The following is a 25755-nucleotide window of genomic DNA, read 5'->3' on the forward strand; positions in this document are numbered from 1 at the left end:
TGGAGGCGGAGACGGCACTCATCCGACCACCGATTCGGGCTTCGCTGGAACTCACAGCGTGCATATCCAGATGCACGAGCGGATTGTCCATAAACGTTGTGTGAGACGGCGTTTCACGATACATTTGGTCTGCGACACTAGCCACCACATCCGGCTCGTGATGTACGAATCTGCCTCGTATCGCCGGGATTTCCCGTCACGACGACCGTGCGGACCGTTCACAGTCGATCGCATCTCGCAACGTTTTTTGCCGGCGGGTTCGGACGGTTTACATGGCGAACGACGTTCCAGAGCACGAGCCCTATTCTTCGAAACTGCAGGTACCGGAAGCGCTAACGTTCGACGACGTCCTCCTTCGACCGAAAGAGAGCCGGGTCGAACCGGACGACGCGGATCTCACCTCGCAAGTCTCCACGAACGTCGAGGTGTCGGTCCCGATCCTCTCGGCGGCGATGGACACCGTTACGGAAAGCGAGATGGCCATCGCGATGGCCCGCCACGGTGGCCTCGGCGTCCTCCATCGCAACATGAACATCGACGAGATGGTCGAGGAGATCGAACGCGTCAAAAGTGCCGACGAACTCGTCATCCCCGCCGAGAACGTCGTCACCGCCGATCCCGAGATGTCGGTCCGTGAGGTCGACAACCTGATGGCCCGCGAGGGCGTCGGCGGCGCGCCCGTCGTCAACACGCGCGGCGAGGTACTGGGAATCATCTCGAGTACCGACATCCGTCCGCACCTCGAGGTCAACGAGGACGATCCCGTCACGGAAGCGATGACTGACGAGGTCATCACGGTCGATGAAGGCGTCGATCCCCGCGACGCGTTCGACCTGATGTACGAGCACAAGATCGAACGTGTCCCGGTCGTCGACGACGAGAACCTGCTCGTTGGTCTGGTCACGATGCAGGGTATCCTCCAGCGTCGTGAGTACAAGGAGGCCGTCCGCGACGAGGAGGGACGGCTCCGGCTCGGCGTCGCGGTCAGCCCCTTCGAGGACGACCGTGCCGAGGCGGCCGACGAAGCCGGCGCGGATATCCTCTTTATCGACACCGCACACGCCCACAATCGGAACGTCATCGAGGGCGCACGCGAGATCAAGGAAACCGTGGAGGCAGACGTCGTCGTCGGCAACGTCGGTACCCGCGAGGCCGCCCAGGAACTCGTCGACTTCGCCGACGGGATCAAGGTCGGTATCGGCCCGGGTTCGATCTGTACCACCCGCGTCGTCTCCGGTGCCGGAATGCCCCAGATCACCGCGGTCGCGCAAGTCGCCGACGTTGCCAGTCAGGAAGACGTTCCGGTCATCGCGGACGGCGGCATCCGTTACTCCGGCGACGCCATCAAGGCGGTCGCCGCCGGTGCCGACGCCGTCATGCTCGGCTCGTACTTCGCCGGTACCGACGAGGCTCCGGGCCGCGTCGTCACGATGAACGGCAAGAAGTACAAGCAGTACCGCGGCATGGGTTCGGTCGGAGCGATGAAATCCGGCGACAGCGACCGCTACCTCAAAGACGAGCCCGACGAGGAGGAAGACTACGTCCCCGAAGGGGTCGAGGCCGCGACGCCGTACAAGGGCACCCTCAAGTCCGAACTCCACCAGCTCGCCGGCGGGATGCAGTCCGGTATGGGCTACGTCGGTGCCGAGACGATCCCCGAGTTCAAAGACCGCAGCGAGTTCGTCCGCGTCTCCTCGGCGGGTCAGGCCGAGAGCCACGCCCACGACGTCGTCATCACCGACGAAGCGCCAAACTACTCGCCGGACGATAGCTGATCGGCGTCGGAACCGGCTCGCCTCCTCACAGAGCGTGAAGCGACCCGTTTCGGCTAACGGTGTCGTGCTCCGTTGCCGTCCGTTTCCCTCTCGCGTTTCTCGAGAGTGGAGAGTGTGTGGATGTGGCCCTTACCCGATCGTAAAGGCCGTCTCACACTCGTTGCACGTCATCTCGAACGCGCCGTCGTCGGTCAACTCGAGTCCGTGGCCTCGTTCCTGGTCGCAGTGCTGGCAGTACACGATCGATTCGATCTCGTCCCAGTCGTGCCGTGGGCCCGGTGCGCCGAAAGCGAAGCCGACGACGGGATCGGTAGCGTCCGGATCGTTGTACCCGTGCTGGAACTCGCCGGGCGCGAACCGGATCACCTCGCCGGCGTCGACGCTGACCTCGCCGTCTTCGGTATCGAACGTCGCCGTTCCCGTCTGTACGTAGAAGACCTCCTCCTGATCGTGGTGGGTGTGGTACCCGCCGGAGAACGATTCGCCGGGCTCGAGTTCGAAGTAGTTCATCGCGAAGTCGGTACAACCGAGTGCGGCCGAGATCGGCCGTCTGATCGAGTGGACGTCCATCGGGTTCGGCTGCGTTTCGACATCGTCGATCGTGACCTTCTCCATAGGGAAGCGTTCTCGCCCCACGACGAAAGGGATTGGTGGTCGTTGACGACCGTCGGGCGATAGGCCAACGAGCCGAAGGGTAACGACTACGTTCGTCCGGCCCTCAGTCCAGTTCGTGAATCGCCGTACGGTACTTCGAACTGCGGGCGTCGCCGCGGTGGCCGGCCTCGCCGGCTGTCTCGAGGGCGTCCAGGAGCACTTCGACTTCCAGGGAGTCGTCCCGATCGAGGTCGTCAACGAGGGAAGGTCCTCGTACAACCTGCGTCTCGAGGCCCGAGAGACGGACACGGGACGACAGACCTACGACGAGAGTTTCTCGATCACGCCGGACGAGCGTGCGATGCCCCACCACCTCGAGCGGGTCGACCAGCGGTTCCGGATCGTCAAGTACGAGGGCCAAGAGCAGGTGGAAGTCAGGGAAGTGTCGATCACCCCGGAGACGGAACACCTGAACGTCTACGTCCGCGACGACGACCTGATCGTCGATGTCAGACGGGGCGATGGGGCGGACGGAAACGAGTCCGTCGAGGCAATTTCGGCCGACGGCAACGTCACCGACGGGAGGGACGACGAGTTCGACGGCGACGGCGAGAGTTCGCCGGAGTCGAACGACTCGGCCGATTCCAGCGGCGGGGACTGATTTCGCTCGCCACTGGAGCCGACGCTCGTTTTCCTGTCTCCAGTTCCGTGACCGACAGCTCCCGTCGACGAACGACGCTCGGTTCCGGACTCGAGTCGCTCTCGCCTGTCGTTGCCCGACGCTAGAAGTCGCTACGGGTACGGATGGAACGCCCGCTCGAGTCGAGGTTCGAACCCGAGTTCCGCGGGAACCGTCCGAGCACGGTCGCCGAAGTACGGCTCCCCCGTAAAGAGCGGTTGTGCGCCGGGAACGACGACTCGCACTGCCTCGAACCCGATCGACTCGATATCGCGGGTCGTCAGCCGGGTTGCGTAGGGAGTCAGCCCGGCGTCGGTGACGCGATCGACGATCGCGTCGAGCCGGTCTACGCCCGACGGCACCGAGTCGGGGCCGACGCTCGCTGCGGGTACCGTTCGCTCGTCCGCGACGGTGACGAACTCCCGGACACGTTCGGGGAAGGAAGCGTACTCCCCGATCGCACCCGACGCCTCGCCGACGTCGTCGGGGCCGAGGTTCCGCAGTTCCATCCAGTTCTGGAGTGCCTCCTCGAGTGCGGAGGCTGCTGCTGCTGTCGCGTCCAGTCCGGCCGCGGAGCCGGCGGCGAACGCGGGCCAGTTCTCTCCGCCTGGTTCGACGCCGACCTCGTGGCCGGGGTCGCGGCCGGGGTCGCGGTGGACGGCAACCGCCACCACTGGAACGTCGATGTCCTGGGTGACGAGCAAGGGCGTCACCGACAGCCCCTCACTGCGGGCACGTCGCTCAAGGGCGTCGAAGCGCTCGTCGTCGACGGACAGTTCCAGCGGCTCGAACGTGGAGTACCACGCGAGCATCGTCGCGTCCCGTTCGATCACCTCGGTCAGTCCAGAGAGGAGGGCATCGACTGTGGACGACCCCAGGCCCAGTCCGGTCGTAATCGCGGGAACGAGCCGCGGTCCCGGCTGTGGGAACTGGACCGCCGCAGCCGGCAGGTGGGCCGTGTCGCCGGTATCGAGGTTCTCGCCGGGTACCCAGCGGTACTCCTCGCTCGAGTCGTAGTCGGGTGCATCCGCTGGCCGGACGAGCGCCGTCGGAGCGACGGCGTTCTCGAGGTCGGTTTCGCTTGCCGTAACGAAGTCCTCGTCGCGGTAGACGCCGGCACAGTAGCGCTCGAGTCCCTCGCCGACGGCTTTCATCAGCGCGGCGTTCCAGTCGTCGGCGACACCGGCGGCCTGGCTCGGCGCGTCCGCGTCGCTATAGACGGTCGTGTCGGCGGTCGTCGCGAGGTAGTATGGCGCTGGGAACGATTCGATCTCGCCGATCGTCTCGACGATGCCAACCCGGTCGTCGATCGCTCCGTCGGCGCGTTCGACTGCGGTCTCGAGCGCGAGCGAGTCGTCGTCGCGCTCGAGGGTTCGGTCCCGTTTGCCGCCACAGTCACAGCCAGGGACCGGCAAGAAACGACGGCGACGGTGCGGGAGTTCGACGACGCTGCCGATGATAGAACGCTCGTCGCCGGAGAACACACGGACACACTCCCGGCCGGCGATCGCGCCGGCGAGCCGGGCCGCGCTGCGGTCGGCCTGTGGGCTCGCAGCCGGCTCGTCGACGTGGGAGGCGACGCGGGCACGCAGACAGTCGAAACAACCCGTTCCCGAGCCCGGCGCGAACCCGGCTACCGACGCGTCGACGGACGCTATGGGGTGGCCGCCGACGCCGCCGATTTCGACGGCGATCCAGGGCGTCGAGCCCGCTCGCGTCGCCTCGGTTGCCCGCTCGAAGGTTTCGCTTCCCGCGACGGCACCGACGACCGCGAACCGCGCGTCGCGCAACTCGTCGGGGGTGGCTTCTTCGACCGTGACGTCGACGTCACCGAGCGCGGCGACGACGGCCGATCGGACCGGATCGTCGCCGACGACGTGGACTTGCATACCCGAACGGTCACCCGGAGGGGGCAAAAGAGCCGCGCTCGATCCCGGCGAGAGGGCCGTCGATCCGGGGATGGCAGAACCAGATTCGCGTGGTTCGTCCGCCGATTCAGTTCGATCCCGAGTCGGCGTCCGGCTCAGTGCCCTGGCGTGTCTCCGCGATATCGATGGCGTCACCGCCCTCCGCCGACATATCTTCTCCTTCCTTGATCGCCTGGGCCTCCTGTTCCATCGCCTCGACGTCCACCTCGGCGTCTTCGATCTCGCCGATGATTTCGCTGATGTCGTCGAGCCCGATCAGCTCGCGCGTTTCCTCGTCGAACTCGAGACTCTCGAGTTGCCCGTCCTCCTGGGCGACGTCGCTCCCGGTGAGGTGCTTGCCGTAGCGCCCGACCATCGAGGACAGCTCCTGTGGGAGGACGAAGGTCGTCGAGTCGCTCCGGCCGATCTCTTCGAGCGTCTCCATTCCCTTGTCGATGACCGCTCGCTCGCCCATCGATTCGGCGGAGCGAGCGCGGAGCACGGTCGAAATCGAATCACCCTGCGCTTCCAGGATCTGGCTCTGTTTCTCACCCTGGGCGCGGATGATGTTGGACTGTTTCTGTCCTTCGGCCTTCTCGATCGCACTGCGACGTTCTCCCTGTGCCTCGAGGATCATCGCACGGCGTTTCCGCTCGGCGGAGGTCTGTTGCTCCATCGCACCCTTGACGTCACGGGACGGTGTCACTTCGCGGACCTCGACGCTTTCCACGCGAATCCCCCACTCGTCGGTGGGTTCGTCGAGCTCGGTACGGATTCGCTCGTTGATCATCTCCCGTCGGGAGAGGGTGTCGTCCAGTTCCATGTCGCCGATCACCGCACGCAGGGTGGTCTGTGCGAGGTTCGACACCGCTCGCTGGTAGTCGTCGACCTCGAGGAACGCGCGTTTGGCGTTCATCACGCGGATGTAGACGACCGCGTCGGCAGTCACGGGGGAGTTGTCGCGGGTGATCGCTTCCTGGCTCGGTACGTCGATCGTCTGCGTTCGCATGTCGAACGTGTAAATCCGGGAGACGAACGGTGGGACGATGTTCAGTCCGGGCTCGAGGAGCTTGCGGTACTCCCCGAAGACGGTGAGTGCGGCTCGATCGTACGCGTCCACGATTTCGACCATCGACCAGACGGTCGCGAGGACGACGACGAGTACCAATCCGCCGACGAACAAAAGCGGATCGCCGAGGTCGACCTGTAGTGGGACGAATGTGTATGTGTCCATCATGCATGGTACGTCCGCGAAACGAATAACTCTTGGCCGTAACGGGGTCGAAACTCCCCCTCAGCAACGTCTCTTCGACACCGTGTCGTCGCGCCCGGGAGAAATCGGTCGGGGCGACTCGAGCGTCACTCGTCGTCACGCAGCCGCTCGAGGACTTCCTCGGCGTTGTCGACGGCCTGCTCCTTTTTCGCCGGATAGGCCTCGACTTTCCCGCGGAAGGTGATCCCCTCGCCGAGCCGGACGTCGCCGCCGAAGGCGGCCTGTTTGTCGAGTCGCAAGAAGAGTTCGGTGTTCTCGGTGACTCGGTCGTCGAGTTCGTCGATCAGGCGATCGAACCCCTCTAAATCGGCGAGCCGCGAGAGGACGTGTCGTACGTCGTCGGCGTTCTCTACGCGGGCCGAGAGCACGAGGATGCGATCACCGTAGTGACCCTCGCTCTCGGTGCGTTCGATGGGGAACGATTCCCCGCTATCGGTAGCGCTATCGCTCTCTCCGTCGCCGTCACCGGCGCTGTCGGCGTCCCCGTCGCCGGGAAGGAACGTCCGCAGCGCCTCCTCGACGCGCTTTTCGTCCTCGGTCGCGTAACAGAACGTCCGTAAATCGACGTAGTGAAGCGGAATCTGTGGCATCTGCGTGTCGTAGCGTCGGTTCGAACTCGAGGATCGGTCGGCGAGATCGGTTTTGTTTCCGTCTCGTCCTGTCCCCGATCGTCGGCTCCGGCCAGTCAGCCGGTCGGATAGTCGGCAGTCAGACGGATCGTCGATCCGTCGTGCCGGCTGTCGTTACTCGTCGGCGTCTTCGTCTTCGCTTTCGTCCTCGTCGGCAGCCTCGAGAGAGTCCTCGGGGACGCCGGCTTCCTGTCCGTCCTCGAAGCTGACGGTGTAGGTGACGTCGCCGAACATCGATTCCATCGTCTGGGTGATCGTGCCGGTCTCTCCGTCGAACTCGCTGTGTTCGTCGTGCAGAACGACCTGATCGTCTTCCTCGAAGCTCATGGCCGATACTTCCCCGGCGTCTCGTAAAAAGGGACTGATTCGCGCATCGTCGACTACAGCCGATGCCGGTCGTAGCGGACTCCTCACGTCGGTCTCCTCGACGGTGCCCGAGGCCTTGGTCGTGGTGTCCCCTTCCGCTCGCTGTCGAGGGTGCGAGCAAAGCGCGACGACGAACACAGAATCGACGCTATCGCATGTTCTCGAGCGCGACGACGGTGTCGGACATGAGCCACGCGTCCTCGCTGTCGGCGTCCTCGATGCTGAGCGCGTAGAACGAATCCCGTCCCTCGTCGACGGTGATGCGGTAGCTGCGACTCTGTAGCGTCCGGGGCGAGTTCGGTTCGGCAGGGACCACACGACCCCTCGGGGAGCAGCGTCTATAACTGACTCGGTCCGAAACGGACGTGTGAGGAGACCTACCGTTCTCCCGTGGCGATCCAGTCAACTCTCGAGTTCCTCAAGCAGCGTTTCGGCCGCCGCCGCCGAGGACCCGGGGCCGCGTGCAGTGAGCAGGTCCCCATCGACGGTGACGCTGGTGTCGCTGTCGAGTTCGGCGTCCCAGTTGCCTCCGGCGGCCACGACCTCGTCTTCGACCCAGTAGGGGAGCTTCCGGCCGTTGGGCATGCAGTCGTTCTCGTCGACGATCCCCTCCTCCCACTCGTTGGGGAAGCCGGTCACGTCCCGGCCGTTGACGAGGAACGCACCGTGGCTGTCCCGGGCGAACGCGAGGATGCCGACGGCGTGACAGACGACGAGCGCTTTCCCGTCTTCCCCCTCGACGGCGTCTCGGAGCAACCGCCGAGCGTCGCTGTCCTGGTTGATGTCCCACTCGGTGCCGTGGCCCCCGGGGAAGACGACAGCGTCGTAGGGCTCGGCGTCGGCTCGGGCCGTCGGGATCGGATCGTTCAGCCGGTCGTCCGTCTCGTGAACCTCGCGAACGTGCTCGGCGGTCTCCTCGCCCACCTCGTCGGGGTCGATCGACTGTTCGTCGATCTCCGGCGGGCCTCCCGACGGCGTCGCGACCGTAATCTCGATACCCGCATCCGAGAGCGTCTCGAGCGGTTCGATACATTCCTCTCCCCAGTAGCCTTCCTCGCTGACGACGAACAGTGCGGAACTCATACCCCCGTTACGTCGAGGACGCTAAAAACGTCCGGCCCTGGCCTCGGTTCTGCCGCCTTCCCGGGAATTAACCTGTTCGAGCCGCCGACCGTCTCCACGATCGGACCCGTCTTTTTCCGGCACGGGCCCGTACCGTCGTCGTGACCATGCCGACGCGCTCCAACGGGCCGGACGGCGACGGAGCCGACATCGAGCCAAACGGCGATGCGCCCTCGAGCGAGCGTCCCCGCCTCGGACGCCGACTCGAAGACGCAGTCCGGACCTGCCTGCGAACGATCGACGACCGAAGCCGGCTCGACCTGTCGCCCGGCCGGCGGCGCACGAAACTCGACCTCGTCGACATCGGCGCGGCGTTCGTCCTCACCGTCGACGTTCCGGGTTACGAGCGCGCGGAGCTGACGGTGCGACTCGAGCCCGGACGCGTGACGATCAACGGCGACCGAAGCGGCGCTCCCGAGGGGACCGCTTCTCGCGATGACGGCACGAGCGGACCGAACGGAGCGACCGATCGCCGCTATCTACGACGGGAACGGACGATTCGCTCGTTCGTCCGTTGCGTTCGGCTGCCAGAACCGATCGTGGTCGAGGCCGCCTCGGCGACGCTTGTCGATGGCGTCCTCACCGTCCAACTGCCGAAGTACGAACCCGACGAGCCGACCCCGAGCGACCTCGACAGCGAGTGACGAACAGGGGTACCGAGCGCCACCCCCGACTCTCGGTGCTACTCCTCGCTCTCGAGATTCAATGCATCGAAAAACCGGCGCGTGAGTCGTCCGCCGACGAACTCGAGCAGTGCCGCAGTATCGTCGGACTCGTCCGCGAACAGCCCGAGTTCGATCCGGCCACCACCCATGTCGTGGTGGCCGCCGACTTCGCCGAACTCGCCGTACCCGTCCTCGAGCGTTTCGCCCATGTGGACACGGGGGTCGATCGAGCGGCCACTCATCCGGATCGCGTCGTCGATGATGCCGTAGACGAGGACGGTATCGACCCCCTCGAGGTTGAGCAGGTAGTCCGCAGCCTGGGGTAAGGCGTCGGTCTCGCTGGTCTTGCCCGCGCTTGCGACCAATGACGATCCACGACGTTCGCGGGTGGCGATCGCTCGCCCGATCGCGTCGAGGGTCCCCGGCGAGAAGGCGCTTCCGTACAGCTGTTCGAGCGTCTCGAGGTCCGCTTCGGGGTAGACCGACAACGCGGCCTCGTACTCCCGCCGGGTCGGCTCGCGGACGAAATCGAGTCGCTCGCGATGCAACGCGAACAGCAGCGCCGAAGCGAGGCGGGTCGTCAACTCCACCTCGAGTTCGGTGAGATACTCGACGAAGATCGTCGCCGTCGCACCGTAGTCGGTCCGTACGTCCGCAAAGGCGACGTCGTCGGGGTCGTCAGGGTGGTGATCGATGACGATAGCCGGTTCGACGTCGACCTCGGTGTTCGCGCCCGAGCGAGTGTGATCGACGAACGCGATACACTCGTGGTCTTCGACTGCGACCGACGAGACGTGTGAGAGGTCGATCGCGAGCATGTTGACGAACGCGCGGTTTTGCTGGTGGGAAATCTCGCCGCCGTAGGTGATCGTCACTTCGTCCGTGCCGGCCTCGAGCGCGATTGCCTCGAGCGCGAGAGCACTTGCCAGACAGTCCGGGTCCGGGTTGTCGTGACAGACGATCGCCAGCGACTCCGCCGACTCGAGGACGGCTGCCAGGTCCGCCGCGCGGGTCATGGATCTGACTGGAAGTACGGGCGGGGGACGCTTCAACTTCCCCCTGGACGGGGGCCGAGAGACGTTGGTCGCTCGAATCGGCGACCCCGTCCTGGAGATGGCGTGTCCGTAGCCGAACCTGTTCGAATCGCTGAAAGAACGTTGCCGCTCCGTCGACATCGACCGATATGGTCTCGATTCGCCCCGCAACGCCGGCTGATACGGACGCGATGGTCCGCATTCAGACCGACGCCCTCCGCCGCCGAGCAGCCGAGAGCTACGCGGACGCACAACTGGCGGCACTGCTCCCGGACGGAGACGTTCCCGACCAGGAGTTCGAAAGCACCGCGACGAACCCGGTCGTCGCCGAGATCGACGGGGAGATCGTCGGGTGGGGGAGTCTGCACCTCGAGAACGACCACAGCAGGGGAGACGCTGCCGACGATCCACAGCCGGTCCGAGCCGTCCTCGCCGCGACGTTCGTCGATCCCGACCACGCCGAACGGGGAGTCGGGACGGCCCTCGTCGAGCGGCTGCTGTCCGTCGCCCGCGACGCGGGCTGTGAGACGGTCGTCGTCCACGCCTCGCGCAACGCGGTCGGCTTCTACGAGGCGGTCGGGTTCGAACGGATCGAGCGGATCGACGTTAGCGGGCCGGACCACGAGGACCTCGAACTTCCCGGGGTGGTGATGCGAACGGTGCTGTCTTCCTCCCGGACGTAACCGCTCGAGCACCCGAACGGATTCGGGAGGAAAAATAGGGAGAGACGGTTCGTTCGATCGCATATAGACGGCCGTCTCGCCGATTCTCGCCGGGGCGGCCGACCGGACGGGTACCGATAGCGGCGTCCGCGTTCGGTGGCCAGTGACCCGCTACCGGCCACTCGACGCCACATCGGCCCCGCGAGAACGCGAGGGATACTATGATACCAACGATCGATCGTCGACGGTTCGGAGACCTGCTCGGGGCGACGGCAATCGCCGCGTACCTGTTGATCGCCCTCGGAACAGCCGTGTCCACGACCGGCAGCGGCTCCTCCTGTACGACCTGGCCCAGCTGTTCGACCGACTGGACGATTGGCCCCATGACCGGCGAGGCGCTGCTGTTCTGGAGCCACCGTGCCGCCGCACTCCTCGCGGGCGTCCTCGTCGTCTCAACCGCTCTCGCTGCCTGGCGGCTCGACGTCGACTGGCGCGTGAAAGCCGGCGTCGCGGTCGCACTCGTGCTCTTCCCGGTTCAGGTCGCTCTGGGTGCTATGCTCGTCGTCGGGGGGTCGACGCTGGTCAGCGTCGCACACCTCCTGTTCGCGATGGTCATCTTCGGAGGGCTGCTCGGTGCGCTGATCGTCGCCCTCGAGAACCGCGCGCTCGAGGACGCAGGCGAACGCGCGGACGAGTTCACGGAACCGATCGACCCGGACCCGTCCCTCGAGCCGGACGACTCCGACGAGCCCGTCGCCACGGAGCCGACCGCCGATCGTGTCCAGGTCGAGGACCTGGAACCGCTCGAACGACTTCGCCGGACCGCCGGCGCGTACCTGACGTTGACCAAGCCAAAACTCGTGTGGCTGCTCTGTCTGGTCGCGCTCGCCGGTATCGGCCTGGCGACGGTCACTGGCGAGTCGGTCGCGGTGAGTACCGTCCTCGCGACGTTGCTCGGTGGTACCCTCGCGATCGGCGCGTCGGGTACGTTCAACCACGTCCTCGAGCGCGATCGCGATCGGCAGATGGATCGGACGAACGACCGGCCGCTCGTCCACGACCTCGTTCCCGTTCGTAACGCCGTCGCGTTCGGAAGCTTCCTCGTCGCGGCCTCGATGACCGTGATGTTGACCTGGGTGAACGCGCTTGCGGCCGTCCTGACGCTGGCGGCGATCGCCTACTACGTCGTCCTCTATACAGCCGTACTGAAGCCGAACACGTCCTGGAACACCGTTCTCGGTGGTGGTGCAGGCGCGCTACCGGCGCTGATCGGCTGGGCGGCCGTCACCGGCAGCGTCGGGCTCCCGGCGCTGGTGCTCGCGGCGGTCATCTTCTGGTGGACGCCGGCACACTTCTACAGCCTCGCGATTGCCTACCGCGAGGATTACGCGAACGGCGGGTTCCCGATGTTCCCCGTCGTCGAGGGAGTGTTGACCGCACGCCGGCACGTCCTGCTGTTCCTGGGTGCGACGCTGCTGTCGGCGAGCCTGCTCGGCTGGCTCGCCGGCCTCGGCTGGCTCTACACCCTGACCTCCGTCGCACTCGGTGGCGTCTTCCTCCGTTCGGTCGTCCGCCAGTACCGCGAACCGACCGACGACGCCGCCCTCCGGTCGTTCTACGTCTCGAACTACTATCTCGGGGCGATCCTCGTCGCGATCGTCCTCGAGACGGTCGTGGTGGCCTGACGGCGACGCGGGTCGGTAGCCTGCCGTCCCGTGCTCGGCAGGTGTCGCGTCGCGTTCACGCTACGCGTCTCTCCCGTCCCCTTCTCCACCCCCACTTCATCTGTGGACACGTCCGTGATCGCTCCCGAAGTCTGGGAACCGAATGGAATCGTAAACGACTCGCCACCCGTAGACGGACGTATGAGCCGAGCAACCGAATCGTCCGAGCCCTGCAACGGGGAGAAACGACCACGGGAGCAGAGGTGTGATCCGTCCCTGATCGTCGAAGCGATCGCCGATCCCACCGCGAGGCGACTGTACAAAGCCGTCGAACTACCGACGACGGCTCGAGAGCTATCCGAAGAACTCGACGTGTCCGAGTCGACGGTCTACCGAAAGCTCTCGCGGCTCGAAGAGGCCGGCTTGCTCCGGGAGCTAGAGCAGGGGCCGAACGTCGACGGGCCGACCAGATACGTCCGACGGATCGACCGTGTCTCCGTAACCAGCGGCGACGAGGTGCGGATCGACTGCAGGAAGAAAGGGGCCGACGTGTTCTGCAGGCCGGACCTCTGATACGGCAGGCAGACCGCCGTGACGTCGATCGTTCTCACGAACCGGTGGCCCGGACCCGTCGCTCGAACCGGGTGCTGAAGCCGTCAGTGTTAGCCGCTGGTGTAGACCGACGTCGTCGTGACTGCTGTCAGACAGTCCGTGTGTCGCGTTCGACTCCGGCCGCTCTCCGTGTGTTTTCACTCCCTCCGCACGACGAGATCGCCGCGAACCGTCGTTTGACAGGCCAGTCGACGCTGTTGTCGGTCGTCTCCGTCACCGTCACCGTCACCGTCACCGTCACATGGCGCGTTCCCCTCGCCACCCTCGCAGCCGTCATCCGCCGCTCCTAACCGCTTGCGCTCGGCCTCTGTCGGATCGTTCGTCTCGCCCTCGACGGTGACGGTACACATCCCACAGATGCCGTTCCCACAGAGGGAGACGGGGGTCGAACTCGAGAGGGCGTCGCGTGGCAGCGCCCGCAGGAGGTTTTGACCGTCATCGGACTCGATCCGTTCGCCATCGTACCGTATCGTCGGCACGTCCCGCTGTGTGTCCGGGCCGTCGTCTCCGTTCGCGGTCGCGCTCGAATCCGATCGGTTTCGCTCACTCCCCGTCATCGTCGTTGGTGGGGTCCGTGGGGAGGTCGAACAGTTCTCCCGCGGCCCGGAGCAACTCGGGATCGTCCTCCCTGGCGGCCTCCCGAAGTCGATCCGTCGGCGGCCCGAACAGCCGTCCCGCGAACGAGGTGGCAAACTCCTCGAGCACTCGCTCGGGATCGGCGTCGCCGTCCCGAAGGCGGTTGCGCGCCCGCTCGAGTTCGGTCTCCCGGACGGCCGCGGCGTGTTCGTGTAACGCTCGCAGCGTCTCTTCGGCACGGTTCTCGCGCTCGCGTCGGACGAACCGCCGTACGTGCTCCTCGACGACCGCCTCGGCCTCGGGAACGGCCTCGCGGCGGCTCGTTCGGGCGCTGGCTCGGCGCTGGACGTCCACGAGCGATCGGTACGCGACGTCGGCTCGGTCGCCGACGGTCGGATCGACGTCCGGGGGGTTGCCCAGATCGACGACGGCGCTTGGCCCTTCTGTCACGGCGTCCGCCCCGACGACCGGCTCGTCGGCCCCCGTCGCCGCGACGACGCCGTCGGCCGACGTGACGATCTCCCCAACTCGCTCGAGTCCGACGGCGACCCCGTCGTCCGTGGCGAGATTGCAGGCCCGTTCGACGGTCCGATTCGCGGCGTCGATCCGGACGGCAGGCCAGCACTCCCGAAGTGCATCGACGGCTGCCTGAATCACCTCGCCGGCACCGACGACGGCGATCCGATCCGGCGAGTCGACCTCGGCGGCGAGGAGGTCCCGTGCCGCGGTGCCGTAGTCGAGGCTGCCGTCGGCGATCCCCGTCTCGGTTCGACAGGCACGGCCGGCCCGAAGCCCGGCCTCGGCTGCGCGGCCGACGACGCCGTCGACGAGCCCCGCTTCGTCGGCGTCTTCGAGCGCGCGCCGAAGCTGGCCGATGATCTCGTCCTCGCCGAGAATCGGGCTCTCGAGGCCGGCTGCGAGCCGCGCCAGGTGGGCGACGGCGTCGGTGCCAGCGTACAGTCGGCCGATACTGGCGTCGGCCGGCATCGACAGCGTTTGCCGGACCGCCTCGAGCGCAGCGGGACAGTCGCCCGGTGAGCGGCCAGCGACGTAGACCTCGACGCGGTTGCAGGTTGCGAGTACGAAACACTCCGTGACGCGGTCGGTCGCGGCGATCGCTTCCGCCGTCCCGACCGGGTCCGTCGGCGCGAGGTCGCCGATCCGCTCGAGCGAGCCGCCGCCGTCCAGTCCCGAGACGGTCAGGCAGGCGATACGCTCGATCGAGCGTGGCGGTGTCGGTCGTCTCTCGGGGTCGACTCGGTCGTTCGAGTCCGCGGTCGCGATCGGCCTCGATCGTGACTGTGGCGGCTCGCTCGAACTCGGGTTGCTCGAGTGTGATCGAGAGCGCGACCACAGCGGGCGATGGGTCGGGGGGTGGATCGGATCGGACATGGGTCAGGTGCCGGGTGCGTCGATCGGTACGTCGGTCGGTTCGTGGGCGGTTCCGCCATCGTCGCCGACGAGGCCGAGCTCCTCGTCGGTCAGGTAACACCGTGGGTCCTCGGCCCAGAGGTCGTCGTTCTCCGCGAGTGCTCGAGCGCGGGAGTTTCCGCCACAGACCTCCCTGAACGGACACTCGCCACACCGTCCCTCGAGGTGGGGGCTGGGCTCGGCGAGCTTCGACCAGACGTCGCTGTCGGCCAGTATCTCGTCGAGGCGACGCTCACGGACGTTGCCCATCGTGATCGTCGGCAGGAACATGCTCGGGTGGACGTCGCCACGGTAGTCGACGTTGACCACTTTCGGACCGCTGTCGCCTTTCTTGACGACCCGGCCGGGGCCGTCGTCGAACAGCAACTCCCTGGCGCGATCGGCTCGCTCGGGCAGTTCCCGCTGTATCTTCCGATAGAGGTAGACTGCATCGGCGTAGTTCCCCGCCGACAGCAGCTGCATCTCGGGGTTCGTCTCGGCCAACTCGAGCGTCCGCTCGAAGAGATAATCGACCATCTCCCGGCTGCGCTCGAAGGGGAGGTCGGTGTCGGTGATCGTCCCTCCCCGGCCGGTGTAGATCAGGTGGAACACGTTGAGCCGATCCACCTCGAGGTCGACGGCGAGATCGACGAGGTCGGGCAGGTCGTCGATCGTCTCCCGGGTCATCGTCGAACGGATGCCGGTGCTCATGCCGGCGTCCTGGGCGTTTTCGATCCCGTCGATGGCTTCCTCGAACGAGCCGTCCTTGCCGCGGAACTCGTCGTGGGTGTCGCCGACGCCGTCGAGCGAGACGCCGACGTAGGCCATCCCCGCGTCGGCGACCGCTCGGGCACGGTCGGGCGTCAGATAGGTGCCGTTGCTCGAGGCGATCGGTCGCATCCCCTGTCGGTCGGCGTAGGCTGTGAGTTCGGCGATGTCCTCGCGGACGAACGGCTCGCCGCCGCTGAACACGAGCACGGGGACGTTCATCGAGGCGAGTTCGTCGATGAACGCTTTCGCCTCCGCAGTCGACAGCTCCTCGTCCGACCGGCTGTCGACGGCCCCGAAGTAGCAGTGTTGACACCGCAGGTTGCAGGCGGGTGTGGTGTTCCAGACGACGAGCGGAACCAGCGGCGAGTCGGTTCCGTCCCGGCCGGCTCCGTCGTCCGGACCCTCGGAGCCGCACCGCTTGCGACCCTCGCTGCCGTCGCCGAACGACTGCTCGTATTTCATCCCCTCGGGCCGGTTGTCGATGCCGTTGACGAATCTGGTGAGGTCGATCATGGCTGGAAGATACCGCTCGGCATCTCGCCGAGTCCGTCGATTCGGTCGACGACCGTCACTTCGTCCGGCCGGTCCGCACGGAGCGGCTCGAGATCGAGGACGGTCACCGAGGGGCGATCCATGTTGCCGACGTAGCACTCGCTTCCGTCGTCTCCGACGACCAGATGCAGTGGTTCGCCGTCCACCGTCACGTGACCGGCAACCGACAGCGTCTCGGCGTCGACGATCGTCACGCGTGGCTCGTCGTAGGAGTCGACCAGCACGTACCGGTCGTCGGCTGCGGTCGCGGCGAAGCCGGTCGTCGTCTCGACGTCGACGAACGTCGTGGGATCGTCGTCGCCGGCTGTGACCGCGCCGATGTCGATCGCCGCGACCCGTTCGTCGTCACGGGCGGGGACGTAGGCTCGTTTCCCGCCGGGACCGTCGGCGAACGTAATCCCGTGTGGGTTCTCGCCGGTGGGAGCCGCTCCTCGAACTGCCCCCTCTGCGGCGTCGACGAACGTAGTAAACGATTCGCCGGCGTTGTTGACCGCGATCAGGTCCGTTCCGGGAACCGGATAGATGTCGTGTGGCTCGCTCCCGACGTGATACCGCTCGAGCTCGGACAGCTCGGCCGTCGGCGACAACGCGACCAGCTCGCCGGCCTTCTTGTCGGCGACGTACACCAGCCCGTTGGGACCGATACACATCCCGGCACAGCGGCCAATCGGCTGTGTACCGATCCGCTCGAGGCGGATCGACGAGTCGCCCGCATCGCCTTCGTCCCCGTCAGCACCGACGACTCGGAGGGCGACGACGCCCGGCTCCGGATCGTCCGGTAGCTCCGCGGCCGTACCGACGAACAGCCGCTTTCCATCGCGGGTAAGCGCGCTGCCGACGGTCGCGACCCCCAGATCGTCGATCCGCTGGACCGTCTCCAGCCGTTCCAGATCGACCACCTCGAGGTGGGAACTCGAGATATACAGCAGGATCGCGTGTCTCCCGTCGGGATGGAAGACGGCGGTGTGGGGGTAGCTGCCGTCGCCGAGCCGGGCGATCTCCTCACGATCGGCCGGATCGACGGCGCTGAAGTAGCTGCTGCCCGCGTTTTTGACGATCGCGAAGCTGTCACTGTCCGTCTCCGGAACCGTTCCGGAGGTCTCCTCCGTTCGTGTCGTCTGTGTGGGACGAGTCATGGCGTATCACCGGTCGCGTGCTCCGTCAGGAAACAACTCGAGGGGGCACTGTCCTCGGGAAGGTCGACCGTCCGTTCGACGGTCGGCGGTCCGTCTGTCGTTCGAAAGAGTGGTTCCGTGTCGAGTACTGAAAACGAATCCCCGCTCACGTTCGGGACGTAACACCGCCGTCCGTCTGCGCCGAACCGCGGATGGCGGGGTTCCGGCCCCGTCTCGACGCGTGCGACGACTTCGAGGGACGCGACCTCGAGGAACGTCACGCGGTCGTCCTCGTAGGCGTCGACGACGGCGTACTCGCCGTCGGGAGTTACGTCGGGGAAGGCCGTCGGCGTGGCGAGCGAGCGCTGCTCGACGAGTTCGGGACCAGCGTCGCTGCCGGCGTCGTCGCCGAGGTCGATCACGGTCACGCCGTCCCCCTCGGTATCCCCGACGAGCCAGCGGCCGTGTTCGACCGACGCGACGCCGCCCCGCGGGTTCGGGGCGTCGACCGTCCCGACGAGCGTCCGGCGGTCGACATCGACGAACGAGACGCTGCCGTCGTCGACGTTGTTCACACCCAGTAGCCCCAGTTCCGGTGCGTACGCCAGGTCCTGGGGATCGCCGGGCACCTCGAGTCGATCGCGCATCTCGAACGGCGGTTCGGCGTCCAGCCGGACGACCGCGTCGTCGTCTTTCAGTGCGATCCAGAGATCGTTCGATCGATCGACGACCGCGCCGGCACACTTCCCGATCCGACGGGTCGCGAGGAGTTCGAGCGAAGGGTCGGACGAGTTGCGTTCCCCGGGTCGCCGTTCGTCCTCGGCCCGAAGCACCGTCAGGCCCGGCTCGTCCGCGCCGGGTAACTCGCCGTAGCCGGTGACGAACAGGTAGCGGCCGTCGCGAGCGTACTCGATCCCGATCGGTGCCGTCCCGACCGTCTCGGTCCGGTCGAGGACCGACAGCGACCGACGATCGACGGTCTGGATCGTGCTCGAGCCGGCGAACGCGATGGAGACCCACCTGCCGCCGGGGTGAAACGCCAGGCCGTGTGGGTGGCGTCCGTCGCCGACGGTCGCGACGTGGGTGCCGGCGTCGACGTCGATCACGGCGACGCCGGTGTCGCGCATCAGCTTGACGAACGCCAGGTCGGTTTCGGCCGGAGTCGGGGCTTCGTCGGCGGTCGTGGTGGGATGGGACATGGATCGGTGGGAAACGACGGCTCGAGTCGGACCGTCTCTGCGTCGGATGGCGGGTATGGGATGGGTGGTAGCTTGTCGGTGGACACGATCGGTCGTCGACCGACGTGACTCCTCGGTGCGACGGGACGATCAGCCGTCCCAGCCGAACCGGAACTTCTCGGCGCGGTTCATCGGGAACTTGCCAGTCGGGGTGATGTAGTCGTCGTGGACCTGTTCGATGTGTTCGCCAGTGTGACTGTCGTAGACGTGGATCTCTCCTTCGGGCCAGTGACTGACGAAGAGACGCTGGCCGTCGCGGGAGAAGATCGGGTGGATGGCGTGATCGCTGCCGGTTTCGATCTCCATCTCGACTGTGTGGTCCCAGCGGTCGATCGCGTAGATCAGCTGATCGAGTTCGGGGTCGTCTCGCAGGGCCACGTCACACCAGATGTAGTCACAGTCGGGGTGTTCCCGCAGGAACAGGCCGCCGCCGGGGACCTCGACCTCCGCCTCGACTTCCCAGGTCTCGGTGTCCCAGGCCGTCGTTACGGGTTCGCCGAGGTGGGTCGTCCAGGCCAGTCCCGTGTCGGGGTCCATCGCGCCCGGGCCGGGGTGTGGGACCTCGCCGGTCGGAATGTTGCGGACGAGTTCCTGTTCTTCGACGTCGACGACCGACATGACGCCGTCGGTCTGGGAGGCGACCATGAAGTACCGGCCGTCGGGCGTGAAGAACCCGTCGTGGAGGGTTCGTGCACAGTCGATCTCGGCGACGACGGGGAAGGCCTCGTCACCCTCGTCTTGCGTGTAATCGATCAGCCAGACCTGGCCGAGTTCCTTGAGTGCGGCAACGAACACGCCCTGGTTAGGGGCGTCGTACAGCGCACAGACGCGACTCTCGACGAACTGGCCGTCGAGGTCGATCCCCTGCGTGGAGATCTGTTTGAGCGGCTCCATCGTCTCGGCGTCGACGATGAACAGCTGTCCGGGGTTGTAGAGGCCGCCGATGAGGTAGTTGCTGTTCCGGGACAGCGCCAGGTCGCGGGCGTCGGTCCCGACACGACAGCTGGCGACGCGGTTGAGCCCGAACAGATCGAGCTTGAATAGCTGTCCGTCGCGGGCCATCGTGTACGCGTAGGCCCCTTCGCGTTCGTTCTCGGGAATGTCACGGTGGAACTCGACGACGTGGATGGCGTGACCGACGTCCTCGATCCGTCCCAGGTTCTCGTGGTTCGCCTGGTCGTAGTAGGAGACGGAGGCGTTGTCCCGCTCGATCACCATGTGGATGTCCATGATGTCGTCGACCAGCTCCGGCTCCTGTGGGAGTTCCTCTTCCTCGTGATGAATCTCGTGAGTCGTACGGACGTCCTCGATGTCGCGGTAGTCGAACTCCGCTGCCTCGTCGCCGACGAACAGTTCGCCCTCCATCTGGGCGTGGCCGTCACCACAGTACAGCGTACACTCGTAGAGGTGCCGGCCCGGCTCGTCCGCCACGAACTCGATGGACTCGGTCACCGTGTCGGGGTCCGTGTCTTCCGGAAGCACGACGTGTTCGTCGTACGGATCGAGCAGGTGCCAGTCGTGGAGTTCGAAGTCCGGATTCTCCTCGAACGTCGACTCGATGAAGTCGATGTGGACGATGTCGCCTTCGGGAACGTGGATCTCCTGTGGCTCGAACCCGTACTGGTACGCGGTCATCTCGAACTCGTGGACTTCCGCGTCGTCGTCGACGGGTTCGTCTTCGTCATCGTCCCCGTCCTCGGCTTCGTCGTCCTCGTCTGCCGGGTCTTCGTCCCCCATACAGCCGGCGATAGCTGCGGTGCCGGCCGCCGCGGTTCCCGCGAGGAATCGACGACGTTCCGGCACGTCGAGGTCGACCCACTCTGGGAAATCCATCCGGTCTTTGATTCCCAGCTCCTCGGCGTCGTCGGCTTTCATCGCGTAGGCTTTCTTGATCCGCTCGATACGTTCTTCCGTCGTTTCGACATCGTCTGATGGGCGTTCGCTTTCGGACATAGGGTGATTCGGTCGGCTACGGTCGATCGTACGGGTCGCTACAGGCGGAGCATGGCGGTACTGATCACTTGGTACCGAAGTTCCACACCCACCCGCTGAGAACGGATACGAACGATTCCGCCTCCATCCTCAGCCGCTGGGACGGGCGGCGAATCGATTCGCCTCGCCTTTCATATGCCTCGAGTGTGCTGCCAGCTACCGCTCTTTTGCCCCCGAAACGCGGGGCCACCTCGAGCGGTGCGTCCCTCGCGACGACCGGCTCGGACGACGCCGGTCTCAGGGACGGCGCAGGGCGTATAATTGTTCGCGGACGAGCGAGCGTTCGCGAACGTGTAGGGTCCGTTCGGTTCGCTGTCGAGAGCAGTTATATAACACCCGTTTCACCCGAACGCGTTCCGGTGGGTTCCTGCGGTGCGAGAACCCGAGTAGGGGTATTAGCGATGCAAGCGACGAGTTCCAGCCGAGACGATGGACTCCGAACGACTCCCGCCCTCGTCCCTGCCGTCGCTGGAGAGACGGTCGTTCCTCCGAGCGACCGGTACGGCAGGGATGCTGGCTGTGGCGACGACAGCCGGTTGTACCGAACTCCGTGCCTCCGAGGGCCCTGACGACGTCATCCTCCCGCCGCCGGAGGAGTACGACGAGGATATCGCCGCGGAGATTTCCCACCCGACCTACGGCGACGAGGTCCCCGAAGTGACCGTTCCGGCCCCGCTCGAGGACGAGACGATCACGACGACCGACTTCGTCGGGGAGCGTCACTCGCTGTACACGTTCCTGTTTACGCGGTGTCCGAGCGCCTGTCCGGGGCTGCTGGAGAGTCTTCGACACGTGCAACACGATTCGATCGAGGAGACCTACGCCGACGACGTGGCGTTGCTCCCGGTGACGTTCGACCCGGAGCACGATACGCCGGACGTCCTCGCGTCGTACGAGGATGATTACGGAGTCGCCCAGGATGTCGACAACTGGTACACGCTGCGTCCGGAGACCCCGGCTGCCGCCCAGGAAGCAGTCACGGATGGGTTCGGCGTCGCGTTCGCGGAGAACGACGACGAGGAGGACGACGGAAACGGCGAGGACATGGAGATGGACATGGCGTTCATCCACACCAACCTCGTCCTGTTCGTCAACAAGAACGGCTACGTCGAGCGGGCCTACACCGGCGATCCGCCGACGCCCGCCGCCGTCGTCGACGACGTGACCACCGTCATCGAGGAGTGGTAGTATGAAACGACGCGACCTCCTCGCCGGCGCGGCCGCAGTCGGCGTCGCGGGTGCCGGTGCCGTCTTCGCGACCGGCGGGTTCGGCAGCAGCGTCGAGGGCGTCGAGCCGTTCGAACTCGAGACGATCGACGCGCCCGGCAGCGAGGCCGGAACGCTCGCGGTCCCCGAACCCGGACGCGTCACCTTCCTCGAGCTGTTCGCGACGTGGTGTGACGCCTGCGCACGGACCGTCGCGACGAAAGGCGAGGTCTACGACGAGCTGGGGGAGCGAGACGACCTCCAGTTCGTCTCGGTGTCGAACGAACCGCTCGGCCACACCGTCACGAGAGACGATGTCGCCGACTGGTGGGACGAACACGACGGTCGCTGGACGGTCGCGATCGACGACGACCTCGCACTAACGGAAACACTCGATGCTTCGGGCGTTCCCTACAGTTTCGTCCTCGACGCGGAGAACCGCGTCACCTGGTCCCGACAGGGCGACGTAGCCGCCGACGAACTACGGGACGCGATCACGAGCGCACTCGAGTCCGAAACGGACGAGAACGGAGAGAACTGACGACATGACTGGGGGAGAACTGGTCGGCACGGCGGCGTTCGCGCTCGGAGCCGGAGTGGCGACGTTCTTCTCGCCGTGTTCGTACGCCTTGCTCCCCGGATACGTCGGCTACTACGTCTCCGCGACCGGGCGCGAGAGCCCGCCGCTTGGTGGCGCAGTCGCCCGCGGCGTCGCTGCAGCTGCAGGCGCTATCCTCGTCCTCGGGATTCTCTCTGCCGTTGCACTCGTCGCCGGCGACACGCTCGAGCGTGTGCTCCCGACGTTCGAGTACGCCGTCGGCGTCGCACTGATCGGCCTCGGCGGCTGGATCGTGGCCGGGGGACCGGGCGCGATCCACGGGATGTTGCCGAAACGACGCTCGAGTGTGCTGGGGTTTGGCCTGTTCGGCGGGATGTACGCGCTGGCGGCGACGGCTTGTGTGTTGCCGCTGTTTCTCGGGATCGTCCTCCGAACGTTCACGATGTCGACGCTCGAAGGGGCGTTCGTCCTGGGGGCGTACGTCGCCGGCTTCGCCGCCTTACTGCTGGCGGTTACCGTGGCGACGGCGGTCGGTCACGCGATCGGCGCTGGTCGGCTGACCGGCTACGTCGATCGACTCGTCAGAGCCGGTGGTGTCGTGCTCGTCCTGGCCGGGTTCGGCCAGCTGTACGTCGCGGCGTAGTCGCGATTCTTCCTTCGTTTATATTAGTTCAATAAAATCGGTAGAAAATCCAATATCCGTTCTAATCTGGTCTATCGAATATGTGCGGCAGAATGAATAGGGGAGGGCAGTACCGAGTTTGGAACGAAACGAGCTATGACGACCACAGAAAACGGCGAAGAGATCCCGTTCATGCAACGGTTGTACAACCGGATCTGGCTCCTGGCAGCGGCATCGCTGGTGTTCTTTGCGCTGTCGTACATCGGCTGGGGCATGCTGGATCTGCTGACGATTCCAATGGGGTGATTCGAAATGACGTCACCGATCAAACCGCCGAAAGGTAACTGGTGGGATCAACCCGTCAACAGACGCGAATCGATCTGGCTCGGACTCGGCGTCGGCTGGGCGCTGGTCCTGTTCGGGTGGATGAGTGCGTTCACACGGATCGGCGATCAGAACCCGATCGGCGAGACTTACCGGGTTACCGAGGACGAGCTCCGCGAGAAAGTACAGGCGTTCGAAGAAGCAGCCGAGCAGCGCGACGACGGCGCGTACGTTCCGGCGGGCGACGACGTCTACGTCGTCGGCTATCAGTTCGACTGGGACGGGCTCCCGGTCGTCCTCGAGACCGGTCAGGAGTACGATTTCCACCTCGGCTCCTACGATGTCCAGCACGGCTTTTCGATCCGGCCGGAACACGCCTACAGCCAGCAGATCAACCTGCACGTGACCCCCGGTAAGGAGTGGATCATCCCGATGGAGTTCGACGAACCCGGGACCTACCACGTCCTCTGTAACGAGTTCTGCGGAGAGGGGCACCGAGGAATGCACAACACCATCATCGTGGAGGAGGGTGACGATGGCGAGTAATCTCGACGTCTTCGGCTGGTTCGACAACGACTACGACGAAGACGGGTTCCGAACGTGCTCGGTCACCGGCTTCGACGTCCACCAGTCGGTCGAGAACCACGTCAAGCTCTACGGCGTAACCGCCGTCGTCTTCATGCTGATCGGCGGGATATTCGCGCTCACCGTCGCGACGACGCGGTGGGAATACATCGGCCTCCTGGAGGCCGGCGACTACTACCGCCACCTCAGCATGCACGCCTGGAGTCTGCTGATCTTCTGGATCATCTTCATGGAGATCGCGATCCTCTACGTCGGTGGCCCGATGGTACTCGGGCGAAAGCTGCCCATCGAGTGGGCCGCGAAACTCGGGTACGTCGTGATGGTCGCCGGTGCGATCATCATCTACTATACGATCTGGACGGTCACGGGGAACCCCGTCGAGGACAACGCGCCGCTTTTGACGGCGTATATCCCACTCGAGATCAACCCTCTCTTCTACGTCGGCGCGATCGTGTTCGTCCTCGGCGTCACGGTGGCAGCGTTGCCGTTCTTCCTCGCGCTGTGGTACGAGAAACGCGAGAATCCCGGACAGACGCTACCGCTGGTGACGTTCGGTGCGTTCGTCGCGGGGATCATCGCAGTCCAGTCGATCCTCGGCGGCCTCGTCGCGTTCAGCGGCGGTCTGGCCTACCAGCTCGGGCTCGCACCGTGGTTCGACGCCGGCATGTACCGCCAGTGGTTCTGGATCATCGGTCACGGGACCCAGCAGATCAACCTCGTGGCGATGATCACCGTCTGGTACCTCTTTACCCACGTCATCGGGGGTGCCGAGGTTGTCAGCGAGAAGGTCTCCCGAACCGCGTTCATCCTCTACCTGTTTTTCATCGTCATGGGGGCGGCCCATCACCTGATGGTCGACCCCGGTCTCTCCGCGGGCTGGCGCATCTGGAACACGTCCTACGCGTTCTACGGTGCGACCTTCGCCAGCCTCGTCCACGCCTTTACCATCCCCGCCGGCCTCGAGGCCGGCCGCCGTAAGCGCGGCAAGGGAGGTGGCCTCTTTGGCTGGCTCACGTCCGCGCCGTGGAAGAACCCGATGTTCTCGACGTCGATCTTCGCGATCATCCTGTTCGGGTTCCTCGGCGGCATCACGGGCGTGATGATGGGGCAGCTCCAGCTCAACATGAGCTGGCACAACACGTTCGCGACCGTCGGTCACTTCCACAGCACGGTCGTGCTCGGAACGACGGTCACGTTCATGGGCGTCGTCTACTTCGTCATCAAGACGATGTTCCAGCGGGAGTTCGTCTCCCCGAAGCTGGCCTCCTTCCAGCCGTACCTCTACTGTAGCGCGATGGCGATCACCGCGCTGATGATGATGTACGTCGGCATCCTCTATGGCATCCCGCGCCGGACCTCCGAGGTCGTCCGGAACATCCCGGGCACCGACTTCAGCATCATCGGTGCCGCGCCGCTGTTCCACGTCTTCGGCATCTTCGCGCTGATCGCGATCGCCGGCGGGGCCCTGTTCGTCCTGCTTGCGGTCGGGTCGCTGCTGTTCGGAAAGCGAATCGAGCCCGGCGAGGACGACAGCCTCGTTCCCGACGGCGGCCTCGAGATGGCGACCGATCCGGAGGACCCGGTCCACGCCTACGAGATGCGTGGCACGTTCATCCTCTGTCTGATCTTCCTCGGCGTCTTCGTCGTTGCCTACGTACTGAACTGGTTCCTGCTCACGCAGCTGTGGTCGATCGGGGTGTAAGCGCGAGCGACGCCCCGTTCGTTTTTCGGTGGCGGTGACGCCGGTTCTCCCGGTTCATCGTCGCTTTCCGAACTCACTCAGAGGTCCCCGCTCGTCTACGGGGTGTCAGTGCGCGAACCGA

General features: G+C 65.6%; 26 protein-coding genes. 12 read left to right on the forward strand and 14 right to left on the reverse strand.

Translation table 11 applies throughout. The annotated features are described in order from the left end of the window. Positions 1-272: 272 nt before the first annotated feature. Positions 273-1775 (forward strand): IMP dehydrogenase, encoded by a 1503-nt coding sequence (gene guaB, locus C446_RS17515; protein WP_006674477.1) that lies wholly within the window; start codon positions 273-275, stop codon positions 1773-1775. A 129-nt stretch (positions 1776-1904) separates the two neighbouring features. Here guaB and C446_RS17520 read toward each other — a convergent pair whose 3' ends face one another. After that, a complete protein-coding gene (locus C446_RS17520; RefSeq protein ID WP_006674478.1) occupies positions 1905-2390 on the reverse strand; it encodes a cupin domain-containing protein in 486 nt (161 codons plus the stop codon). 115 nt (positions 2391-2505) lie between these two features. On the opposite strand from C446_RS17520, the gene C446_RS17525 reads away from it, so the two are divergent. Further along, positions 2506-3030 carry a hypothetical protein gene (locus C446_RS17525; RefSeq protein ID WP_083861167.1) on the forward strand — a complete coding sequence of 175 codons (525 nt, stop codon included), beginning with the start codon at positions 2506-2508 and terminating at the stop codon, positions 3028-3030. A 131-nt stretch (positions 3031-3161) separates the two neighbouring features. On the opposite strand, the gene C446_RS17530 is transcribed toward C446_RS17525, so the two are convergent. From C446_RS17530 to C446_RS17550, 6 genes are all read right to left on the reverse strand, one after another. Next, positions 3162-4937, reverse strand: a complete 1776-nt coding sequence (locus tag C446_RS17530) for a YcaO-like family protein (protein ID WP_006674480.1) — start codon at positions 4935-4937, stop codon at positions 3162-3164. A gap of 106 nt (positions 4938-5043) precedes the next feature. After that, complete coding sequence (locus tag C446_RS17535) at positions 5044-6189, reverse strand: SPFH domain-containing protein (RefSeq protein ID WP_006674481.1); 1146 nt, start codon at positions 6187-6189, stop codon at positions 5044-5046. Positions 6190-6314: 125 nt separating this feature from the next. Continuing rightward, positions 6315-6818: an RNA-binding protein gene (locus C446_RS17540; protein WP_006674482.1), complete on the reverse strand. Its 504-nt coding sequence runs from the start codon at positions 6816-6818 to the stop codon at positions 6315-6317. A gap of 153 nt (positions 6819-6971) precedes the next feature. Next, positions 6972-7184, reverse strand: a complete 213-nt coding sequence (locus tag C446_RS17545; RefSeq protein ID WP_006674483.1) for a hypothetical protein — start codon at positions 7182-7184, stop codon at positions 6972-6974. A gap of 187 nt (positions 7185-7371) precedes the next feature. Beyond that, complete coding sequence (locus tag C446_RS19445) at positions 7372-7539, reverse strand: hypothetical protein (RefSeq protein ID WP_006674484.1); 168 nt, start codon at positions 7537-7539, stop codon at positions 7372-7374. Between the two features lie 86 nt (positions 7540-7625). Further along, positions 7626-8306, reverse strand: a complete 681-nt coding sequence (locus tag C446_RS17550) for a type 1 glutamine amidotransferase domain-containing protein (protein ID WP_006674485.1) — start codon at positions 8304-8306, stop codon at positions 7626-7628. Positions 8307-8452: 146 nt separating this feature from the next. Here C446_RS17550 and C446_RS17555 point away from each other — a divergent pair, with 146 nt between their 5' ends. Further along, a complete protein-coding gene (locus C446_RS17555; protein WP_006674486.1) occupies positions 8453-8989 on the forward strand; it encodes an Hsp20/alpha crystallin family protein in 537 nt (178 codons plus the stop codon). A gap of 38 nt (positions 8990-9027) precedes the next feature. Here C446_RS17555 and C446_RS17560 read toward each other — a convergent pair whose 3' ends face one another. Continuing rightward, the gene (locus tag C446_RS17560; protein WP_006674487.1) at positions 9028-10026 is read right to left on the reverse strand and encodes a DHH family phosphoesterase; all 999 of its coding nucleotides are present in this window, start codon (positions 10024-10026) and stop codon (positions 9028-9030) included. 167 nt (positions 10027-10193) lie between these two features. On the opposite strand from C446_RS17560, the gene C446_RS17565 reads away from it, so the two are divergent. The 3 genes from C446_RS17565 (at position 10194) to C446_RS17575 (ending at position 12943) form a co-directional block, all read left to right on the forward strand. Beyond that, positions 10194-10727: a GNAT family N-acetyltransferase gene (locus C446_RS17565; protein ID WP_006674488.1), complete on the forward strand. Its 534-nt coding sequence runs from the start codon at positions 10194-10196 to the stop codon at positions 10725-10727. A gap of 200 nt (positions 10728-10927) precedes the next feature. Continuing rightward, complete coding sequence (gene cyoE, locus C446_RS17570) at positions 10928-12391, forward strand: heme o synthase (RefSeq protein ID WP_006674489.1); 1464 nt, start codon at positions 10928-10930, stop codon at positions 12389-12391. A 180-nt stretch (positions 12392-12571) separates the two neighbouring features. After that, a complete protein-coding gene (locus tag C446_RS17575; protein WP_049920338.1) occupies positions 12572-12943 on the forward strand; it encodes an ArsR/SmtB family transcription factor in 372 nt (123 codons plus the stop codon). A 176-nt stretch (positions 12944-13119) separates the two neighbouring features. Here C446_RS17575 and C446_RS17580 read toward each other — a convergent pair whose 3' ends face one another. From C446_RS17580 to C446_RS17605, 6 genes are all read right to left on the reverse strand, one after another. Then, a complete protein-coding gene (locus C446_RS17580) occupies positions 13120-13539 on the reverse strand; it encodes a 2Fe-2S iron-sulfur cluster-binding protein (protein ID WP_006674491.1) in 420 nt (139 codons plus the stop codon). Then, entirely contained in the window at positions 13526-14950 is a 1425-nt protein-coding gene (locus C446_RS17585) for a glutamyl-tRNA reductase (RefSeq protein WP_006674492.1), read from the reverse strand. Before C446_RS17585 ends, C446_RS17580 begins: the two co-directional genes overlap by 14 nt. Before the next feature lie 3 nt (positions 14951-14953). Beyond that, on the reverse strand, positions 14954-16252 hold the full coding sequence (locus tag C446_RS17590; protein ID WP_006674493.1) for a radical SAM/SPASM domain-containing protein: 1299 nt from the start codon (positions 16250-16252) through the stop codon (positions 14954-14956). Beyond that, positions 16249-17427, reverse strand: a complete 1179-nt coding sequence (locus C446_RS17595) for a hypothetical protein (protein ID WP_006674494.1) — start codon at positions 17425-17427, stop codon at positions 16249-16251. The genes C446_RS17590 and C446_RS17595 overlap by 4 nt, the downstream gene beginning before the upstream one ends. Beyond that, positions 17424-18605 carry a beta-propeller fold lactonase family protein gene (locus tag C446_RS17600; protein WP_006674495.1) on the reverse strand — a complete coding sequence of 394 codons (1182 nt, stop codon included), beginning with the start codon at positions 18603-18605 and terminating at the stop codon, positions 17424-17426. Before C446_RS17600 ends, C446_RS17595 begins: the two co-directional genes overlap by 4 nt. Positions 18606-18734: 129 nt before the next feature. Then, the gene (locus tag C446_RS17605) at positions 18735-20597 is read right to left on the reverse strand and encodes a cytochrome D1 domain-containing protein (RefSeq protein WP_006674496.1); all 1863 of its coding nucleotides are present in this window, start codon (positions 20595-20597) and stop codon (positions 18735-18737) included. A gap of 468 nt (positions 20598-21065) precedes the next feature. Here C446_RS17605 and C446_RS17610 point away from each other — a divergent pair, with 468 nt between their 5' ends. From C446_RS17610 to C446_RS17630, 6 genes are all read left to right on the forward strand, one after another. After that, positions 21066-21824 (forward strand): SCO family protein, encoded by a 759-nt coding sequence (locus C446_RS17610; RefSeq protein ID WP_006674497.1) that lies wholly within the window; start codon positions 21066-21068, stop codon positions 21822-21824. 1 nt (position 21825) lies between these two features. Then, complete coding sequence (locus C446_RS17615; RefSeq protein WP_006674498.1) at positions 21826-22383, forward strand: TlpA family protein disulfide reductase; 558 nt, start codon at positions 21826-21828, stop codon at positions 22381-22383. A 4-nt stretch (positions 22384-22387) separates the two neighbouring features. After that, on the forward strand, positions 22388-23044 hold the full coding sequence (locus C446_RS17620) for a cytochrome c biogenesis CcdA family protein (RefSeq protein WP_006674499.1): 657 nt from the start codon (positions 22388-22390) through the stop codon (positions 23042-23044). A gap of 135 nt (positions 23045-23179) precedes the next feature. Continuing rightward, the gene (locus C446_RS19450; protein ID WP_006674500.1) at positions 23180-23329 is read left to right on the forward strand and encodes a hypothetical protein; all 150 of its coding nucleotides are present in this window, start codon (positions 23180-23182) and stop codon (positions 23327-23329) included. Positions 23330-23335: 6 nt separating this feature from the next. After that, positions 23336-23893, forward strand: coding sequence for a cupredoxin domain-containing protein (locus tag C446_RS17625; RefSeq protein ID WP_006674501.1), 558 nt, complete (start codon positions 23336-23338; stop codon positions 23891-23893). Further along, the gene (locus C446_RS17630; protein WP_006674502.1) at positions 23883-25634 is read left to right on the forward strand and encodes a cytochrome c oxidase subunit I; all 1752 of its coding nucleotides are present in this window, start codon (positions 23883-23885) and stop codon (positions 25632-25634) included. Before C446_RS17625 ends, C446_RS17630 begins: the two co-directional genes overlap by 11 nt. Positions 25635-25755: the final 121 nt, after the last annotated feature.

Source organism: Halobiforma nitratireducens JCM 10879 (assembly GCF_000337895.1).
GTDB lineage: Archaea > Halobacteriota > Halobacteria > Halobacteriales > Natrialbaceae > Natronobacterium > Natronobacterium nitratireducens.

What these genes read in the sequence shown, in the direction of transcription:
- guaB (WP_006674477.1), top strand. Translation starts at nt 273, where the DNA reads ATGGCGAACGACGTTCCAGAGCACGAGCCCTATTCTTCGAAACTGCAG.
- C446_RS17520 (WP_006674478.1), bottom strand. Translation starts at nt 2,390, where the DNA reads ATGGAGAAGGTCACGATCGACGATGTCGAAACGCAGCCGAACCCGATG.
- C446_RS17530 (WP_006674480.1), bottom strand. Translation starts at nt 4,937, where the DNA reads ATGCAAGTCCACGTCGTCGGCGACGATCCGGTCCGATCGGCCGTCGTC.
- C446_RS17535 (WP_006674481.1), bottom strand. Translation starts at nt 6,189, where the DNA reads ATGGACACATACACATTCGTCCCACTACAGGTCGACCTCGGCGATCCG.
- C446_RS17540 (WP_006674482.1), bottom strand. Translation starts at nt 6,818, where the DNA reads ATGCCACAGATTCCGCTTCACTACGTCGATTTACGGACGTTCTGTTAC.
- C446_RS17545 (WP_006674483.1), bottom strand. Translation starts at nt 7,184, where the DNA reads ATGAGCTTCGAGGAAGACGATCAGGTCGTTCTGCACGACGAACACAGC.
- C446_RS17550 (WP_006674485.1), bottom strand. Translation starts at nt 8,306, where the DNA reads ATGAGTTCCGCACTGTTCGTCGTCAGCGAGGAAGGCTACTGGGGAGAG.
- C446_RS17555 (WP_006674486.1), top strand. Translation starts at nt 8,453, where the DNA reads ATGCCGACGCGCTCCAACGGGCCGGACGGCGACGGAGCCGACATCGAG.
- C446_RS17560 (WP_006674487.1), bottom strand. Translation starts at nt 10,026, where the DNA reads ATGACCCGCGCGGCGGACCTGGCAGCCGTCCTCGAGTCGGCGGAGTCG.
- C446_RS17565 (WP_006674488.1), top strand. Translation starts at nt 10,194, where the DNA reads ATGGTCTCGATTCGCCCCGCAACGCCGGCTGATACGGACGCGATGGTC.
- cyoE (WP_006674489.1), top strand. Translation starts at nt 10,928, where the DNA reads ATGATACCAACGATCGATCGTCGACGGTTCGGAGACCTGCTCGGGGCG.
- C446_RS17575 (WP_049920338.1), top strand. Translation starts at nt 12,572, where the DNA reads ATGAGCCGAGCAACCGAATCGTCCGAGCCCTGCAACGGGGAGAAACGA.
- C446_RS17580 (WP_006674491.1), bottom strand. Translation starts at nt 13,539, where the DNA reads ATGACGGGGAGTGAGCGAAACCGATCGGATTCGAGCGCGACCGCGAAC.
- C446_RS17585 (WP_006674492.1), bottom strand. Translation starts at nt 14,950, where the DNA reads ATGTCCGATCCGATCCACCCCCCGACCCATCGCCCGCTGTGGTCGCGC.
- C446_RS17590 (WP_006674493.1), bottom strand. Translation starts at nt 16,252, where the DNA reads ATGATCGACCTCACCAGATTCGTCAACGGCATCGACAACCGGCCCGAG.
- C446_RS17595 (WP_006674494.1), bottom strand. Translation starts at nt 17,427, where the DNA reads ATGACTCGTCCCACACAGACGACACGAACGGAGGAGACCTCCGGAACG.
- C446_RS17600 (WP_006674495.1), bottom strand. Translation starts at nt 18,605, where the DNA reads ATGTCCCATCCCACCACGACCGCCGACGAAGCCCCGACTCCGGCCGAA.
- C446_RS17605 (WP_006674496.1), bottom strand. Translation starts at nt 20,597, where the DNA reads ATGTCCGAAAGCGAACGCCCATCAGACGATGTCGAAACGACGGAAGAA.
- C446_RS17610 (WP_006674497.1), top strand. Translation starts at nt 21,066, where the DNA reads ATGGACTCCGAACGACTCCCGCCCTCGTCCCTGCCGTCGCTGGAGAGA.
- C446_RS17615 (WP_006674498.1), top strand. Translation starts at nt 21,826, where the DNA reads ATGAAACGACGCGACCTCCTCGCCGGCGCGGCCGCAGTCGGCGTCGCG.
- C446_RS17620 (WP_006674499.1), top strand. Translation starts at nt 22,388, where the DNA reads ATGACTGGGGGAGAACTGGTCGGCACGGCGGCGTTCGCGCTCGGAGCC.
- C446_RS19450 (WP_006674500.1), top strand. Translation starts at nt 23,180, where the DNA reads ATGACGACCACAGAAAACGGCGAAGAGATCCCGTTCATGCAACGGTTG.
- C446_RS17625 (WP_006674501.1), top strand. Translation starts at nt 23,336, where the DNA reads ATGACGTCACCGATCAAACCGCCGAAAGGTAACTGGTGGGATCAACCC.
- C446_RS17630 (WP_006674502.1), top strand. Translation starts at nt 23,883, where the DNA reads ATGGCGAGTAATCTCGACGTCTTCGGCTGGTTCGACAACGACTACGAC.